This window comes from Allobosea sp. (assembly GCF_017308075.1).
In the GTDB taxonomy this organism is placed as follows: Bacteria; Pseudomonadota; Alphaproteobacteria; order Rhizobiales; family Beijerinckiaceae; genus Allobosea.
On record NZ_JAFKFX010000023.1, the window covers coordinates 193,212 to 207,459 of the forward strand.

The 14,248-nt window shown below is 69.1% G+C and carries 18 protein-coding genes; 11 read left to right on the top strand and 7 right to left on the bottom strand.

Annotation, left to right across the window (positions count from 1 at the left end):
• The first annotated feature begins 57 nt into the window (after nucleotides 1-57).
• A complete protein-coding gene (locus tag J0J10_RS01835; RefSeq protein WP_291637273.1) occupies nucleotides 58-180 on the top strand; it encodes a hypothetical protein in 123 nt (40 codons plus the stop codon).
• Here the strand turns inward: J0J10_RS01835 and J0J10_RS01840 are convergent.
• On the bottom strand, nucleotides 177-578 hold the full coding sequence (locus J0J10_RS01840; RefSeq protein WP_291644810.1) for an SRPBCC family protein: 402 nt from the start codon (nucleotides 576-578) through the stop codon (nucleotides 177-179). The genes J0J10_RS01835 and J0J10_RS01840 overlap by 4 nt on opposite strands.
• Nucleotides 579-778: 200 nt before the next feature.
• On the opposite strand from J0J10_RS01840, the gene J0J10_RS01845 reads away from it, so the two are divergent.
• Entirely contained in the window at nucleotides 779-1,456 is a 678-nt protein-coding gene (locus J0J10_RS01845; protein WP_291644812.1) for an OmpA family protein, read from the top strand.
• Nucleotides 1,457-1,466: 10 nt separating this feature from the next.
• On the opposite strand, the gene J0J10_RS01850 is transcribed toward J0J10_RS01845, so the two are convergent.
• Entirely contained in the window at nucleotides 1,467-2,591 is a 1,125-nt protein-coding gene (locus tag J0J10_RS01850; protein ID WP_291644814.1) for an Mrp/NBP35 family ATP-binding protein, read from the bottom strand.
• 34 nt (nucleotides 2,592-2,625) lie between these two features.
• On the bottom strand, nucleotides 2,626-2,856 hold the full coding sequence (locus J0J10_RS01855; protein ID WP_291644816.1) for a sulfurtransferase TusA family protein: 231 nt from the start codon (nucleotides 2,854-2,856) through the stop codon (nucleotides 2,626-2,628).
• Between the two features lie 136 nt (nucleotides 2,857-2,992).
• Between J0J10_RS01855 and J0J10_RS01860 the strand changes: the two genes are divergently transcribed.
• Complete coding sequence (locus tag J0J10_RS01860; RefSeq protein WP_291644818.1) at nucleotides 2,993-4,270, top strand: c-type cytochrome; 1,278 nt, start codon at nucleotides 2,993-2,995, stop codon at nucleotides 4,268-4,270.
• Between the two features lie 19 nt (nucleotides 4,271-4,289).
• Here J0J10_RS01860 and minE read toward each other — a convergent pair whose 3' ends face one another.
• The 3 genes from minE to minC are packed head-to-tail and all read right to left on the bottom strand — an operon-like array spanning nucleotide 4,290 to nucleotide 6,152.
• Complete coding sequence (minE, locus tag J0J10_RS01865) at nucleotides 4,290-4,553, bottom strand: cell division topological specificity factor MinE (protein WP_066467971.1); 264 nt, start codon at nucleotides 4,551-4,553, stop codon at nucleotides 4,290-4,292.
• Nucleotides 4,550-5,365 carry a septum site-determining protein MinD gene (gene minD, locus J0J10_RS01870; protein ID WP_291644820.1) on the bottom strand — a complete coding sequence of 272 codons (816 nt, stop codon included), beginning with the start codon at nucleotides 5,363-5,365 and terminating at the stop codon, nucleotides 4,550-4,552. The genes minE and minD overlap by 4 nt, the downstream gene beginning before the upstream one ends.
• Nucleotides 5,366-5,399: 34 nt before the next feature.
• Nucleotides 5,400-6,152 carry a septum site-determining protein MinC gene (minC, locus tag J0J10_RS01875; protein ID WP_291645268.1) on the bottom strand — a complete coding sequence of 251 codons (753 nt, stop codon included), beginning with the start codon at nucleotides 6,150-6,152 and terminating at the stop codon, nucleotides 5,400-5,402.
• A gap of 447 nt (nucleotides 6,153-6,599) precedes the next feature.
• Between minC and J0J10_RS01880 the strand changes: the two genes are divergently transcribed.
• Entirely contained in the window at nucleotides 6,600-7,343 is a 744-nt protein-coding gene (locus J0J10_RS01880; protein ID WP_291644822.1) for a nucleotidyltransferase domain-containing protein, read from the top strand.
• 41 nt (nucleotides 7,344-7,384) lie between these two features.
• Here the strand turns inward: J0J10_RS01880 and J0J10_RS01885 are convergent, their stop codons facing one another.
• Nucleotides 7,385-9,424, bottom strand: coding sequence for a 4Fe-4S binding protein (locus J0J10_RS01885; protein WP_291644824.1), 2,040 nt, complete (start codon nucleotides 9,422-9,424; stop codon nucleotides 7,385-7,387).
• Nucleotides 9,425-9,565: 141 nt separating this feature from the next.
• On the opposite strand from J0J10_RS01885, the gene J0J10_RS01890 reads away from it, so the two are divergent.
• The 7 genes from J0J10_RS01890 (at nucleotide 9,566) to J0J10_RS01920 (ending at nucleotide 14,245) form a co-directional block, all read left to right on the top strand.
• A complete protein-coding gene (locus J0J10_RS01890) occupies nucleotides 9,566-10,297 on the top strand; it encodes a biotin/lipoate--protein ligase family protein (protein WP_291644826.1) in 732 nt (243 codons plus the stop codon).
• A gap of 52 nt (nucleotides 10,298-10,349) precedes the next feature.
• Complete coding sequence (locus tag J0J10_RS01895; RefSeq protein ID WP_291644828.1) at nucleotides 10,350-10,904, top strand: DUF6505 family protein; 555 nt, start codon at nucleotides 10,350-10,352, stop codon at nucleotides 10,902-10,904.
• On the top strand, nucleotides 10,901-11,911 hold the full coding sequence (locus tag J0J10_RS01900; RefSeq protein WP_291644830.1) for a DUF6352 family protein: 1,011 nt from the start codon (nucleotides 10,901-10,903) through the stop codon (nucleotides 11,909-11,911). The genes J0J10_RS01895 and J0J10_RS01900 overlap by 4 nt, the downstream gene beginning before the upstream one ends.
• A 10-nt stretch (nucleotides 11,912-11,921) precedes the next feature.
• Nucleotides 11,922-12,431: a DUF3305 domain-containing protein gene (locus J0J10_RS01905; protein ID WP_291644832.1), complete on the top strand. Its 510-nt coding sequence runs from the start codon at nucleotides 11,922-11,924 to the stop codon at nucleotides 12,429-12,431.
• Nucleotides 12,431-13,132: a DUF3306 domain-containing protein gene (locus tag J0J10_RS01910; RefSeq protein ID WP_291644834.1), complete on the top strand. Its 702-nt coding sequence runs from the start codon at nucleotides 12,431-12,433 to the stop codon at nucleotides 13,130-13,132. The genes J0J10_RS01905 and J0J10_RS01910 overlap by 1 nt, the downstream gene beginning before the upstream one ends.
• Nucleotides 13,133-13,232: 100 nt before the next feature.
• Nucleotides 13,233-14,024 carry a Cro/CI family transcriptional regulator gene (locus tag J0J10_RS01915; RefSeq protein ID WP_291644836.1) on the top strand — a complete coding sequence of 264 codons (792 nt, stop codon included), beginning with the start codon at nucleotides 13,233-13,235 and terminating at the stop codon, nucleotides 14,022-14,024.
• Nucleotides 14,025-14,050: 26 nt separating this feature from the next.
• Nucleotides 14,051-14,245: a formate dehydrogenase gene (locus J0J10_RS01920; RefSeq protein ID WP_291637240.1), complete on the top strand. Its 195-nt coding sequence runs from the start codon at nucleotides 14,051-14,053 to the stop codon at nucleotides 14,243-14,245.
• The last annotated feature ends 3 nt before the right edge of the window (nucleotides 14,246-14,248 follow it).

Sequence of the window (14,248 nt, forward strand, 5' to 3'; positions counted from 1 at the left end):
GTGACTAGCTTCAACTGATAAGCTCTGCCTATTGGCATGCTCTCGTGGGGAAGCAGCATGAAGTCCTTCGTCTTCGCCGTCGTGTTCGCCGTTGCCGCCGCCTATGGCGCCAGCCTGGTGCTTGCTCACTTCCAGCGCCCGGTCGAGGTCGCCTTCGCGACCAGCGGCGTCCGGCTCTAACCCGCCAGCAAGGCCTTGAGCTTTGCGAGATCGCGCGACACCCAGGCGGCGTCGCGCGCGAACTCGTCCTCGCTCATGCTGGGGCGCCGGTAGAGCGTGAAGACCAGCTCGCAGCCATCGCCATTTGCGAGCAGCCGCATCGGATTGTGCATCGGCTCGCCATCGTCCGGGATGACGCTGTGGTCGAGCACGCCATGATCATTGTGGCGGCTGAAGCGCAGCGTCATCGGCCCCATCGGCGTCCGGGCCCGCCAGTCGTGCCCACCGGCGGGCTCGAATCCATCGCCCAGCCCGGAAGCCCATTGCGGAAAATTGGCCGGCTCGGCCAGGAATTCATAGACTTCCGCGAAAGGGCGCTCGATTCCGATGCCGATATGGCGCGCCGGCTGCACTGCCATGGCGAGTCTCCTCCATTGTCTGGAACATAGGGCGAACGGTAGTGCCTGCCGCCGGCCGGCGCCAGAGGGTGCGGGCGCTTGCAAGCCGGGCTGGAGCGTGGTCCGGTCGCTGCCGCTGGATTCGCCGCATGCGCATCGCTCGCGGGGAGCGCTGTCCTGGCCGGGATCGGCGGCATGGAAGGACAGTGGAATCTGGGTCGATGAGCGATACCGCCGAGCTTTCGAGAAAAATCGTTCGGATCACCGGCTATGGCACGGCGTTCGTCGCTGGCGTGCTGGCGGTTGCGGCCGTGACGCTCTGGCTGCTCGATCTGTTCTTTCCGGCGCCGCTGACGGCGCCGAAAGCACCGCCTGCCGCCGTGCTGCATCCGGCCGGGGAGGCGGCCCTTTCGTCTCAGCCTTCGATCGCGAGCGCCCCCGGCTCTGATCCGCGGCCGGATCAGTTGCCGCGGATCAGGGCCGAGCTCGCTGCTGAGATCGCCAGCGGTGCCGTCACGGTCGATCCTTTCGGCGGCTATATCGCGATCCGTGTTGCCGCCTCCGGCAGTTTCGAGCCCGGCGGCGCCGCATTGCTGCCGGGCTTCACCGCCACCGGACGTCGGATCGCAGCGGTGGTCGAGCGGCAGCCGGGCGCGGTGCAGGTCGTCGGGCATACCGATGACCGGGCTCCGCCTAGGGGAGGCCGGTACAAGGACAATCAGGCGCTTTCGAGCGCCCGTGCGAGCGCCCTCGCCGAATTGCTGCGCGGCGGGCTCAGCGACGGATCGCGGCTGAGCGCCGAAGGGCGGGGCGGCCGCGAGCCGATTGCCGCCAATGCAACGTCCGACGGACGCAGCCGCAACCAGCGTGTCGAAGTGCTGCTGGTGCGGGCGCCGTAAGGGCTGATGCCTATTCGATGACGATGCGCGGCGCCGCCCGCACCGGGCCGCTCAGCCCATCCCGGACCTGCCGCGCGATCGCGAGATAGGCTTTCGCATGGGCGCTGTCCGGGTCGCTCGCGACGATCGGTCGGCCGCCATCGGAGGTCTCGCGGATCGGCATCGCCAGCGGGATCTCGCCGAGGAAGGGCACGCCCTGCCGCTCGGCCTCGTGCCGGGCTCCGCCATGGGCGAAGATGTCGGAGCGATGGCCGCATTCCGGGCAGACGAAATAGCTCATGTTCTCGACGATGCCGAGGATCGGCACCTCGACCTTCCTGAACATGGCGACGCCGCGGCGGGCATCGAGCAGAGCGAGGTCCTGCGGCGTCGAGACGATCACGGCGCCGGCGAGCGGGGTCTGCTGCGCCATGGTCAGCTGGGCGTCGCCGGTGCCGGGCGGCATGTCGACGACCAGCACGTCGAGCTCGCCCCAGGCGACCTCGCGCAGCATCTGGGTGATCGCCGAGATCACCATCGGCCCACGCCAGATCATCGGTGTTTCCTCGTCGATCAGGAAGCCGATCGACATGATCTTCAGCCCATAGGCCTCCATCGGCGCGAGCGTGCGCCCGGAGACCAGGCGCGGCTTGCCGGAGATGCCGAAGATTTTTGGCACCGAGGGGCCGTAGATATCGGCGTCGAGCACGCCGACCTTGAGGCCGAGCGTCGCCAGCGCCACCGCGAGATTGGCTGTCGTCGTCGATTTGCCGACGCCGCCCTTGCCGCTGGCGACCGCGATGATCTGCTTGACGCCGGGCACGCCGGCGGCCTTCGGCACGGCGCCGCCCGGACCGGCCTGCGCCTGGCGGCGGGCCTGGGTCGCGGCCGACGCTCCGGCGGAGGGCGCCTTGTCGGCGGTCAGGCCGACGAGCACCTGCCGTACGCCCGGCAGGCCGCTGACCGCGCTTTCGGCGGCTTTGCGCACCGGCTCCATCGCCGCCGCCTCGGTCGCGTCGATGCCGATGGCGAAGATGATCTTGCCGTCGTCGATCAGGATGTCGCCGATCCGGCCGGAGGCGGCGAGCGATTGCCCGCTCGCCGGCAGCTTCACCAGTTCGAGCGCGCGCAGAATGTCGTTTCGGGAGAGGGCCACGGTCGCGGGCTCCGGTTGCTGCAGGCTGGCGGCGTCAGGCCGCCGCTTTGCGGATATGGAAGACGAGCAGACCGTCCTCGGCGCTGCTTTGCTCGATGCTGTCGCCGGTCTCGCGCATCAGGTTCGGGATGTCGATCGCGGCCATCGGATCGGTGCATTCGACCAGGAAGAGCGCGCCGGGCTCGGCCCCTTTCAGCGCCTTGCGGACGCGCAGGGCGGGGAGGGGGCATTTGAGGCCCCGCAGGTTGAGCGGGATCGAGGTCATCGGCGCAGCCTGTCGAAAACGATGCATCTCATATGACGGCTTTTCGTGCCGGGGCAACTGCGGCCCTTCAACGCTCCGCCGTGGCGAAGTGCTGCGAGTGCCTTGCCAAGGCCGCAAGCTGCGACATGATCGCGGCATGAGAACGCTTTGGACCGCCCTTTTCGCGCTGCTCACCCTCCTGTCTGCCGCCACCTCCGCCCAGGAACTGCGCGGCCATGGCGGCCCGGTGCGGGCGGTCGCCGTCGCCCCCGATGGCGGGCGGGCGCTGACCGGCTCCTTCGACCAGTCGGCGATTCTCTGGAACCTTGGTGCCGGAAGCGCCGAGACGGTGCTGCGCTTCCATCAGGGCGCGATCAATGCCGCGGTTGCGATCAAGGGGATCGGCTTCGCCACCGGCGGCGAGGACGGCAAGATCGCGCTCTGGCAGGGCGCAGCCGCCGAGCCGGCGAAGGTCTTTGACGGGCACAAGGGGCAGGTCGCGGCGCTGGCGCTTTCGCCGGACGGCACGCGGCTCGCTTCCGCCTCCTGGGACGAGACGGTGCGGATCACCGCGCTCGCCGATGGCGCAGTGCGGGTGCTCGAAGGCCACAAGGGGCCGGTCAACGGCGTCGCCTTCCTGCCGGGGGGCGGGCTCGTCTCCTCGGGCTATGATGCGAGTTTGCGGATCTGGCCGGCCGAAGGCGGCGTGCCTGTCGTCGTCACCGTGCCGGCGCCGATGAACGGTGTCGTCGTCGCGCCCGATGGCGAGATCGCGGTCGCCGCCGCCGATGGCCGGCTGCGCCTGTTCGGGCCGGATGGTTCGGCGCGGGCCGAGATCTCAATCGGCGAGACACCGCTGATCGCGCTCGCCATCTCCGCCGATGGCGCGACGATCGCGGTCGGCGGGCTGCGCGGCCAGGTCGCCCTGATCGAGCGCCAGACGCGGGCGATCCGCGCCACCCTGATCGGGCCGGGCCTGCCGGTCTGGTCGCTCGCCTTTCTGCCCGATGGGCGTGAGCTCCTCTCCGGCGGGGCCGACCGGCTGGTCAGGCGCTGGAATGCGGTGACCGGCGAGCATGTCGGCACGGTCGTGCCGCGGGCCGGGGAGGATGCGCTCGCGGCCTTCAAGGGCGAGCGCGGCGCCGAGGTCTTCCGCGCCTGCGCCGCCTGTCACACCCTGACGCCTGCCGATGGCAACCGCGCCGGACCGACGCTGCACGGCATCTTCGGCCGCCGCATCGCCACCGCCCCGGGCTATGCCTTCTCGGCGGCGCTGAAGGGCATGGACATCGTCTGGAGCAAGGAGACGGTGTCCAGATTGTTCGAACTCGGCCCCAATGCCTACACGCCCGGCACCAAGATGCCCGAGCAGACCATCGGCTCGGCGGCCGATCGGCAGGCGCTGGTCGATTGGCTTGAGAAGGTCACGCGCTGAGCAAAAGAAAAGGCGGCCCTCAGGCCGCCTTCTTGCCCGCATCGAACGGGATCTCGATGTCGACGGCGAGGGTCGAGACCTTGGCGCCGCGCTCCATTTTGACGGTGACCTTCTCGTCGTCGATCTGCACATGCTTGGCGATGACGCGCAGGATCTCTTCGCGCAGCTTGGTGACGAGATCGGAACCGCCGACCGTGGCGCGTTCATGGGCGAGCAGCACCTGCAGCCGATCGCGCGCGGCAGGGGCCGACTGGGAGCGGGAAAACAGGCGACGGAAGTTCATGCCGCTTTCCTTCCGAAGATCTTGCCGAAGAAGCTGCGCTTCTCGCCGGGGACGGCGACCGGCAGGGCCTCGCCCTTGAGGCGACGGGCCGCCTCGAAATAGGCGATTGCCGGAGCGCTGCGATTGTCGGCCAGCGTGACGGGCGAGCCGACATTGGAGGCGCGCAGCACGTCCATGCTTTCCGGAATGATGCCGAGCAGCGGGATCGAGAGGATCTCGAGGACGTCGTCGACCTTCAGCATGTCGCCGCGCTCGGCCCGGACCGGGTCGTAGCGGGTGAGCAGCAGGTGCTTCTCCATGCGCTCGCCGTTCTCGGCCTTCAGCGTCTTGGAATCGAGCAGGCCGATGATGCGGTCGGAATCGCGCACCGAGGAGACTTCCGGATTGGTCACGACGATGGCGACGTCGGCATGGCGCATGGCGAGTGTCGCGCCGCGCTCGATGCCGGCCGGGCTGTCGCAGATCACCCAGTCGAAGGCGGATTTCAGGGCTGCGATGACCTTCTCGACGCCTTCCTGCGTGAGATTGTCCTTGTCGCGGGTCTGGGAGGCCGCGAGCAGGTAGAGCGTCTCGACCCGCTTGTCGCGGATCAGCGCCTGCGCCAGCTTGGCTTCGCCCTGGATCACGTTGACGAGGTCGTAGACCACCCGCCGTTCGGCCCCCATGACGAGGTCGAGATTGCGCAGGCCGACGTCGAAATCGACGACCACGACCTTCTCGCCGTTTTGCGCGAGGGCGGCGCCGAGCGCGGCGGAGGAGGTCGTTTTGCCGACGCCGCCCTTGCCCGATGTGACTACGATGACCTTGCCCATGGACCTCTCCCGTTGATGTGGATGCGCCGTCATTTCAGGCGAGTGCTCCGACCTTGAACGTTTCGCCTTCCAGCCAGAACTGGACGGTCTTGCCGTGGAGGTCGGCCTCCAGGTCCTCGGCCGTCTTGTAGTAGCCGTCGATTGCGACGAGCTCGGCTTCGAGCTTGCGGCAGAAGATGCGCGCCGAGGCGTTGCCCATCGTGCCGGCCATAGCCCGTCCGCGGAGCGTGCCGTAGATATGGATCGAGCCGCCGGCGATGACTTCGGCCCCCGATGCGACCGAGCCGACGATGGTCACGTCGCCTTCGGTGAAGATGATCGACTGCCCCGAGCGCACCGGCTGGGTGATGACGATCGAAGGCGTCGCCTTCACGGGCTGCGGCTCGGCGGGAACCAACTCTTCTGCAGACTCGGCGCTTTCGACGACCACGGCTTCCTTCGCCTCCTCGGCGGCCGGAGCCTCGAAATCCGCAGCCTCGCGCCCGCCGGACATGGCCGGCGGCAGATCCGGGCTGAGCCAGGACGGCCGCGCGCCCTCGATGCCCATGATCCGTACCTTGCGCGCCGAAAGCTGGGCGACCAGATCGCGCAGCTGCTGGCGGTCGATCTCGAGGCCTTCGACGTCGAGCACCACCGGCCGCCGCAGGAAGAAGCCGGCGGAGCGGGCGGCGAGATCGTCGAGCCGCGTCAGCCAATCCTCGAAGGGCAGCTCCGGGTTCAGCGTCAGCGCGAGATAGGATCGCCCCTTGAGGCGTATCGGCCGAGATTGGGTTAACACGTTGGTCATCTTGGTTAATTTTGCGTTTCCCGGATGTAGCCAGGGAATGGTTAACAAGCGGTAAAACATTCGCCGCTGCCCCATCGGAACAGGCGTGGCGGAAATTGTACGGCGAGCGGAAAATCCCTTTCCGATCATGGCGTTGGGAAATGTCTGCGCGCTGTTGAAAACCCGCTTTGGCGGGTAGGAGGCCTGGCCGGCCGGCGGTCCGCAGGGGGCGTCCCTGAGCGCGGCCGATCGGGCGGTCTGGCCGTCCGGAAGCCCGATTTTGCGGGCGTGGCGCGTCCTTGGAGGGGCGCGATCGGGCGCGCTCGGAACGGCGGTCGAGTCGGGACGGCGCATCGGCCGATTCGCGTGCGTGGCAGGCTTGCAAGCCGCGCGGCGATCGACCGCCCCTGCAGGTGGCGGACAAGGGCGTGCAGAGCGGCTATCTCCGCGGATCGATCGGAGAGAGCGATGTTTGCAGGATGCCCCACCCCGTCAGAGGCGCTCGCCGTGGCTCAGGCGGTGTTCGCCTCGCGTTATGCCGGCGCCGCATTCGCCTTCGCCGCGGGTTCGATCATGCGCGGCGAGGGCACGCGCCTCTCCGATCTCGACCTCGTGGTCCTCTACGACCAGCTTGAGGCGGCCTGGCGCGAATCGTTCCTGGCCGAGGGTATCCCGGTCGAGGCCTTCGTCCATGACCGCGAGACGCTGGGCTGGTTCATCGAGACCGATATCGCGCAGGGCAATCCCAGCCTGCTGCATATGATCGCCGAAGGTGTGGTCATCGGCGACGCTCGCGACCGCGCAGCCGCTCTGCAGCGGGATGTCGCGCGACGGCTTGCCGAGGGGCCGCCGCGCCTGCCGCCCGCCAGGCTCAACGTCCTGCGCTATGAGATCACCGACGCCATCGACGATCTGCGTGGCGAAAGGAGCCCGGCCGAAACCCTGGCGATCGGCGCCATGCTGTATCCGCGCCTGGTCGAGCTCGCCCTGCGCCGGCGTGGGCGCTGGAACGGAGCCGGGAAATGGGGGCCGCGCCGGCTCGCCGAGGCGGATGCCGGCCTCGCCGGGCGCTGCGACGCCGCCTTTCGCGCCCTTTTCGCGGCTGGCGCCTGCGAAGAGGTTATCGCCCTGGCCGAGGAGGAGCTGGCGCCTCATGGCGGACGCCTGTTCGATGGCGATTACCGCCGCGCTTCTCCGCTCTGCCGCGCCTAGATTTGGCTGTCCCGTGGGCCGGAGCGTGCTATCAGGCTGGCCTATTGCAGCGGATCCTCGCCGCGTTCGGCGCGCTCGCGCAGATAATCGTCGGTGGTGCGCACCGGCGGGCGCTGCGGCGCCAGATGCGGGTCGAAGCTCTCATTGACCACGACCTCGACCCGGCAATCCTCGCACATGCGCAGGATCGAGGCGCGCTTGGCGCCTTCGCCGGCGAACATCCAGTGCCGGTTTTCCAGTTTGGCGGCGATCTTCTCGATCGTGCTCTTGACCCCGAAAGCCTTGCCGCAGGCGATGCAGTGGAATGGCTCCTCCTGCTTCAGGACCCTGCGGCCGGCCTTCCAGGCGTCGAAATCGATTTGCGGCGCGAGCGTGATCACCTTTTCCGGGCAGGTCGCGGCGCAGAGCCCGCATTGCACGCAGAGATCTTCCTGGAAGCTCAGCGTCGGCCGTTCGGGATCGTCGCCGAGCGCGCCGACCGGGCAGGCCGAGACGCAGGCGAGGCAGAGCGTGCAGCCATCGGTGTCGAGATTGACTGTGCCGAAGGGCGCGCGGGCCGGCATCGCCACGCTGCCGGCCGGCTCGGGAGCCGCGGCGTGCAGTTCCTCGACGATCTGGCGCAGCAGCGGCCGACCGTCGCCCATCGGCCGGAACCGGGCCGGCTGCGGCGCGACCCGGCCGGGCAGGATGCTGGCGAGGGCTGCGCCGAGCGCCTCGGGGTCGTCGGTTTCGATCAGCGCCGCGCGCGCCTCGCCGAAGCCGAGTGCGTCGGAGAGCGCATTGGCATAGTCGAGATTGCGCTGGAGGCCCGAAAGGTCGTGCTTCGGCTTCGCCCGCGAGAGCACGCGCACCGCCGCGGCCCCGAAGGCGAGCGCGGCCGCGAAGCTCTCCATGCCGAGCTGGGTCGTCTCGTTGACGCGCAGCGGCAGGACGCGCGCCGGCAGGCCGTCGCCATGGCGGGCGAGGGCGTCGATCAAGGGTTCGCCATGCTCGGCGTCGTGCAGCAGCAGAATGGCGTCCTCGCCGCCGGCCTCGGCATAGGTGACGAGCAAAGTGCGCAGTTTGCGCAGCAGCGCGTCGGTCGGCGGCAGGGCGTAGGTCACCGCGCCGGTCGGGCAGACCGCGGCGCAGGCGCCGCAGCCGGCGCAGATCTCCGCGGAAATCGCGACATGGTCGCCGGCGGGGCTGATCGCGCCGGTCGGGCAGAGCTCGAGGCAGCGCGTGCAGCCGGTCCGGCTGGCGCGCGAATGGGCGCAGAGCCCCTCGTCCAGGGCGACATAGCGTGGCTTGTCGAATTCGCCGACGAGCTGGCTCGCGGCGAAGATCAGGCGCTCGACCGCGGCAGGATCGCGCGGGTCGGCACGCAGATAGCCGGCGCGCAGATCTCCGGCGGGAAAGAGCGGGGTGCCGCCGCTGATGTCGATGACGACGTCGCAATGCGAGACCGCCCCGTTGCGCGGGGCCTCGAAGACCAGCCTGGCCCGCGAGGAGGGGGAGGGGGCGGCATAGTCGTCGACGCTGAGCTCGAAGGCGCCGAGCCAGCCGGTCGCGCGGCCGATCGTCCCCTTCAGCACCGGGAAATTGTCGAGCCGCGGCGGCGCGATCTCGCCCGGCCGCGTCAGCAGCACGGTGACGTCGAGATGCTCGGCGAGGCGCTGCGCCAGCGCGATCGCGCCGTCGTCGCGGCCATAGATCAGCGCCACGCCCTTGCTGGTGAGCGTGGTGAAGCTGGCCGGCGGCAGCGGCTCGCTCGCGGCGGCGAGCAGCGCCGCCATTTTCGGGCCGGCGGATTTCGCCTCCCGCGACCAGCCGGCGGCCTCCCGGATATTGGCGAAGACGAGGTCGCCGGCGTAATCGAGATCGGCTGCGACCTCCTCGAACAACGGCGCCTCCTGGGTGCAGGCGACGGTGATCGCCTCGCTCTTGGCGAGCATGTCCTGGAAGCGTTCGATCTGGCTGCGGCAGAGATGACGGTGCTGGCTGATGCCGGCGCCCTTGCAGCCGCGCTGCAGGGCGGCGCCGTCGAGCGGCATCGTATCCTCGCACGAGCAGACCATCAGCGTGCGTGCGACTTCGGTCATCGGGGCCGTATTCCTCGAAAGCTGGCGAGCGCGTCTTTCGTCGCCCTTGCGATAATTCATGCTTATATGGAATTGGAACGACTCCAAAGAAGCAAGCCCGCTTCGAGCGGTCTCGGGGATGCGGGAGAGATGGCGGCAGGGGTGGCTAGACCGGACGATCTCAGGCGCGAACCGGTGCTGCCGCCGGGGTTTTCGCTGGTGACGCTGCGCGAATCCGGCGACGCCTTCGGCCATGCCCAGGCGATCGCCGATGAGGCCGGCGCCGCGACCTTGGTCTGGGTGCGACGTTTCGACATCGTCGAATTCGCGGTCGTGCTGGAGCCCGACGCGATTCTCGCCGAGGCCCGGCTCGCCCACTACCTTGCGATGAATGCGCTCGCTGACGCGCTCGCCATCCATTCTCCGCCGGAGCGGCCCGTGCTGTTCCGCTGGCCCGACGCCCTGACCTATGATCTCGGCCTGATCGGCGGCGGCCGGCTGGCCTGGCCGGCCGATTGCCCGGAGAAGCAGGTGCCGGACTGGCTCGTCTTCGGCGCCATGGTCCGCGCCACCACAATGTCGCCTTTCCAGCCCGGCCAGACCGGCGTCGGCATGGCGGAGGAGGGCTTCGAGGAGGTCGATGCGGTCGACCTGATCGAGGCCTTCGCCCGCCATCTCATGCTCGGAGTTAGCCGCTGGCAGGCGGAGGGCGCCAAGCCGACGGTCAGGCGCTGGCTCGACCGGCTGGAGAAGGTGACGGGTGTGCGCCACGGCATCGAGCCCAACGGCGATCTGGTCGCGACCTCGCAGCATGGGACAGAGCGCAACGGCCTCGTCGAGGCGCTCGCCAGGGTCGACTGGCTGGATCGCGAGAGTGGCGGGCCGAAGCTGTGATGGGCAATGGCCGCGAGGCCTCGTGTTCGCTCCTCAGGATGAGGGGTTCGTCGTGAGCGCGCCTCTCAAGCTGCCGCGGGCGATCAGGCTCGATCCTTCCGACGGCTTCGTCTTCCGCCGGGCCGCCGAGCCCGGCGAATGGCTCGTCAGCGGTTCCTTCCTGTTCGATCCGCAGCGCGTCGCCGCGCTCGACGCCAAGGGGCGCTCCGCCTTCCGCTCCGGCTTTCTCGGCATCGACAGTTTTGGCTGGAGCACGCTCGCGGTGGTCACGGAAGCGACGCCGGCGGAATATGAGCAGGCCTTGGTGCTGCTCGCCGGGCGCTTCGTCGAGAAGCTCGGCGCTCCCGGTCTTTCTGCTGCGCGGGACGCGGCCGCCGAGGAGCTCGCCTTCGCCGCCTCGCTCTGCGATCATCCCCCGCAGACCCTCCTCGCCTTGCACCGGACGCTGGAGGAGGGCGAGATCCGCGAGCGCTTCCGCATACTGGTGCCGCGTGGCGACCGGCCGAAGGACGCTTTCCGTGCCTTCGAGTTCGTCGAGGTGGAGGGCGAGGACGAGATCGTGGAGCGGGTCGATCTGATGAATCTCGGCAAGGGCGGCACGCCATGACGCATTTCTGGGCGAGCTCCGGCCATCTCCTGCTCGATCGCGAGCCGGGCGGCGGCCTCCTCGTCACCGACGACTTCCTGAAGGCCTATCTGGCGCGTCCGGAAGTGCTGCCGCCGGACGAGGCTTGCGATGCCGAGCGGATGCTGCACACCAGGCTGATGGCGACGCCGCAGGCCGAGGTCGCGGCGAGCGAGATCGCGGCGCTGGCCGATGCCGATGCCCGTGAGAACTGGCGCTTCCTGCTCGGCTGGCGCGACCGGCTGCTTGCGGCGCCGACGCTGGAGGCCGCCTATGCCGGCATCATCCGGAAGGGCGTTTCCGGCGTGCCGCCGCTCTTCCTCGACCAGCTCGTGCACGTCATCCTGCGCGCTGCGCTCGACGAGGAGGACGATCCCTTCGTCGTCCGCGCCGCCGAATGCCTGTTCCGGCCGCAGCGCGTCACCGTCCACGAGAACACCATCCTCCTGGCCGATGCCGAGATGATCGAGGGCCATGAGGCCGACCGACACGCCTCGCCTCTGCTCGCCATGCTGGGCGGACCGGCCGCGACCGCGCTCGACCTCCTCAAGAGCACTAATTCGGCGCAGTATTGGCAGCGTTCGGATGCCTTCGACATGGTGCTCGATCTCGGCGGCAAGCCCTCCGGACGCGCCGCGCTCGGCCAGGCCTTGCGCCACTGGATCCGCCAGATCCACGGCTTCGACGTCGCGATCGAGGCGGTGGAGAGCGTCAAGGATGCCGATTGGCGCTGGTTCATCGGTCTCGACGCGCAGGCGACGGCGGTCGGCAACGCGCTCTGGCGCGGCGAGAGCCTGGAGCCGGAGGCGGCCTCGCGGCTGATCGCGCTCTATAGGCTCGACCTGCCGGCCGAGGTGCCGGTCGTGCCGGCGGCGAAGGGGCGGCCGGTCTATCTGCTGGCGGCGATGGGGCAGGACAAGGTCCTGCGCCTCAAGCCGCAGAACCTCGTCGTCGGCCTGCCCCTGGCCGAGCGCGAGATGGCGAATTGAGGAGGCTGCGATGACCCAGCTCTATCATGAGGTCGGCATCGTCGTGGAGCGCCGCGCCATCGACTCGCCCTGGGCCGACCATGCCTGGGCGCCGATCGCGGTGCTTCCCGAACCGCCCGATCTCGCACCCTGGGCGAAGCTCACCGGCACGCCGGAGCGCCAGCAATTCTACCTCGGCCCGGCGACCTTGACGCTGCATTCGGTCGACACCGCGCATTTCCGCGAGAACTTCGAGAGCGGGCAAGCCAAGCTCTGGGTCGCGGTCCGGCCGACCGGGTTCGAGCCGGCGCTCGAAATGGTCGGCGTCACCGCCGACCCGTTCGAGGGTGAGGTCTTCTGCGAGAATGTCGACGATGTCGTCGAGGCGGTGCCGATGCCCGCCGCGGTCGCCCGGTTGGTGCTGGCCTTCTTCGAGGAGCACCATGTCGAGCGCGAATTCGTCAAGCGCAAGCGCTCTGAGCATGACCCGCGCAAGGGCGGTCCGCGGCCGCGTCCCGGCCTCGAACGCGGAGAGGGCTGATGTCCGCCCGCGGCGAGGACGACGGGGATGACGGCTTCCTCGGTCGCTGGTCGCGCCGCAAGCGCGCCGCCGCTGAGCCGGTGGCGAAGGCCGCGTCGGAGCCCGCCTTGCCGCCCGCGCCTGAGCCCGAACCGGTCGAGCCGCCCTCGCTCGACCTGATCGACAAGGATTTCGATCTCGCCCACTGGCTGAAGCAGAACGTCCCCGAGAGCTGGAAGCGCGCCGCGCTGCGCCGGGCCTGGGAGAGCGATCCGGCGATCTCGGGCTATCTCGATCCGGCCCGCGACTACGCGCTCGACTGGAACACGCCGGGCGGCGCCCCAGGCTATGGCCCGCTCTCGGCTTCCGACAATGTCGAGGAGATGATCGCCAACATTTTCGGCAAGCAGCCCGAGCCACCCTCCGAATCGGCCGCAACGGGTCCGGCCATGCTGCGTGATGATGCCGCAGATCATCGACTTTCGTCTAAGGAAGATGAGGCTGGTGCTTTGGGTGCGCCGCAACCGGACGAAGCAGAGCCGCCGCAGGAGCTGCTGCCAGTTCGCCGTAGCGATGCGCCGGAAAGCGCGGGAACCGTCGAAAAACCCGGTGAATTGCAGCCATTGCCGACTGCAGGTGTTGCTGCAGTGCGGGATCAATCCTGGTCGCAGCCCCCTGCGGCCCGACCGCGCAGGCGCGGCGGGGGCGCGACGCCGCTCTGACTTTCAGTTGAGAACAATTGAAATCTGCGGTGATAAGGGAGCATTATCACCGGCGCTCGAGCGCGCCTGAAGCGCGTCGGCAGGGGAGGTGGCATCGTCCATGCGGGACCAGGCTCTTGAACGGGCAATCGGAGCGGCTGGCGGCGTCAGGGCCCTGGCGCGTGCGCTCGGGGTTTCGCAGCCGGCGATCTCGAGCTGGAAGCGCGTGCCGGCCGACCGGGTGCTCTCGGTCGAGGCGAGTACCGGTGTCCCGCGCAGCGAGCTTCGGCCCGATCTTTACCCGCAGGAGCCGATCATCGTCCGGCAGGCCGTTCCGGAGCTCGACGAACTCGACGCCGCCCGTGCCGAGGAATGCGAGCTGATCGGCGCCCTGCTCTGGCGCGCGCCGACGGCCGAGACGCTGGCGGCGCTGCAGGGCCTGCGCGGCGACGCCTCGCCGCTCGGCATGGCTCATTTCGCGCTGGCCGAGGCTGCGGCCGAGACGACCCCGGAGGCGGTCCGCGACGAATTCTTCGAGCTCTTCATCGGCGTCGGCCGCGGCGAGCTCCTGCCCTATGCCTCTTATTATATGACCGGCTTCCTGCACGAGCGCCCGCTGGCGCTGGTGCGCGAGGATATGGGCCGGCTCGGCCTTGCACGCGACGAGCGCGCCGGTGAGCCGGAGGACCATATCGCCGTTCTGATGGACATCCAGGCGCAATTGATCCGCGGCGAGGCCACCGGCGAAGGCATCGACGAGCGCTCTTTCTTCGAGCGTCACATCCAGCCCTGGGGCGAGCGCTTTTTCGCCGATCTCGAGGTTGCCAGGACGGCGCGCTTCTACCGCGCCGTCGGCCGGGTCGGCAGCCTCTACCTTTCGATCGAGACGCAGGCCGCGAGCCTGCCCGCATGATGATGCCCGGCGCGGAGGAGACGACGATGTCGCAGAAGAGCAAGGAAACGGGGCTCGACCGCCGCAACTTCTTCAAGGCGCTCGGTGCGGGCGCCACCGCGGCCGTCGCGCCCGTCGCCGTGTCGCCGGCCGCAGCGGTCGACCCCGGCAAGGAAGAGACGAAGTCCCGCTATCGCGAGACCGACCACATCAAGAATTACTACCGCACCAACCGGTATTGAGGA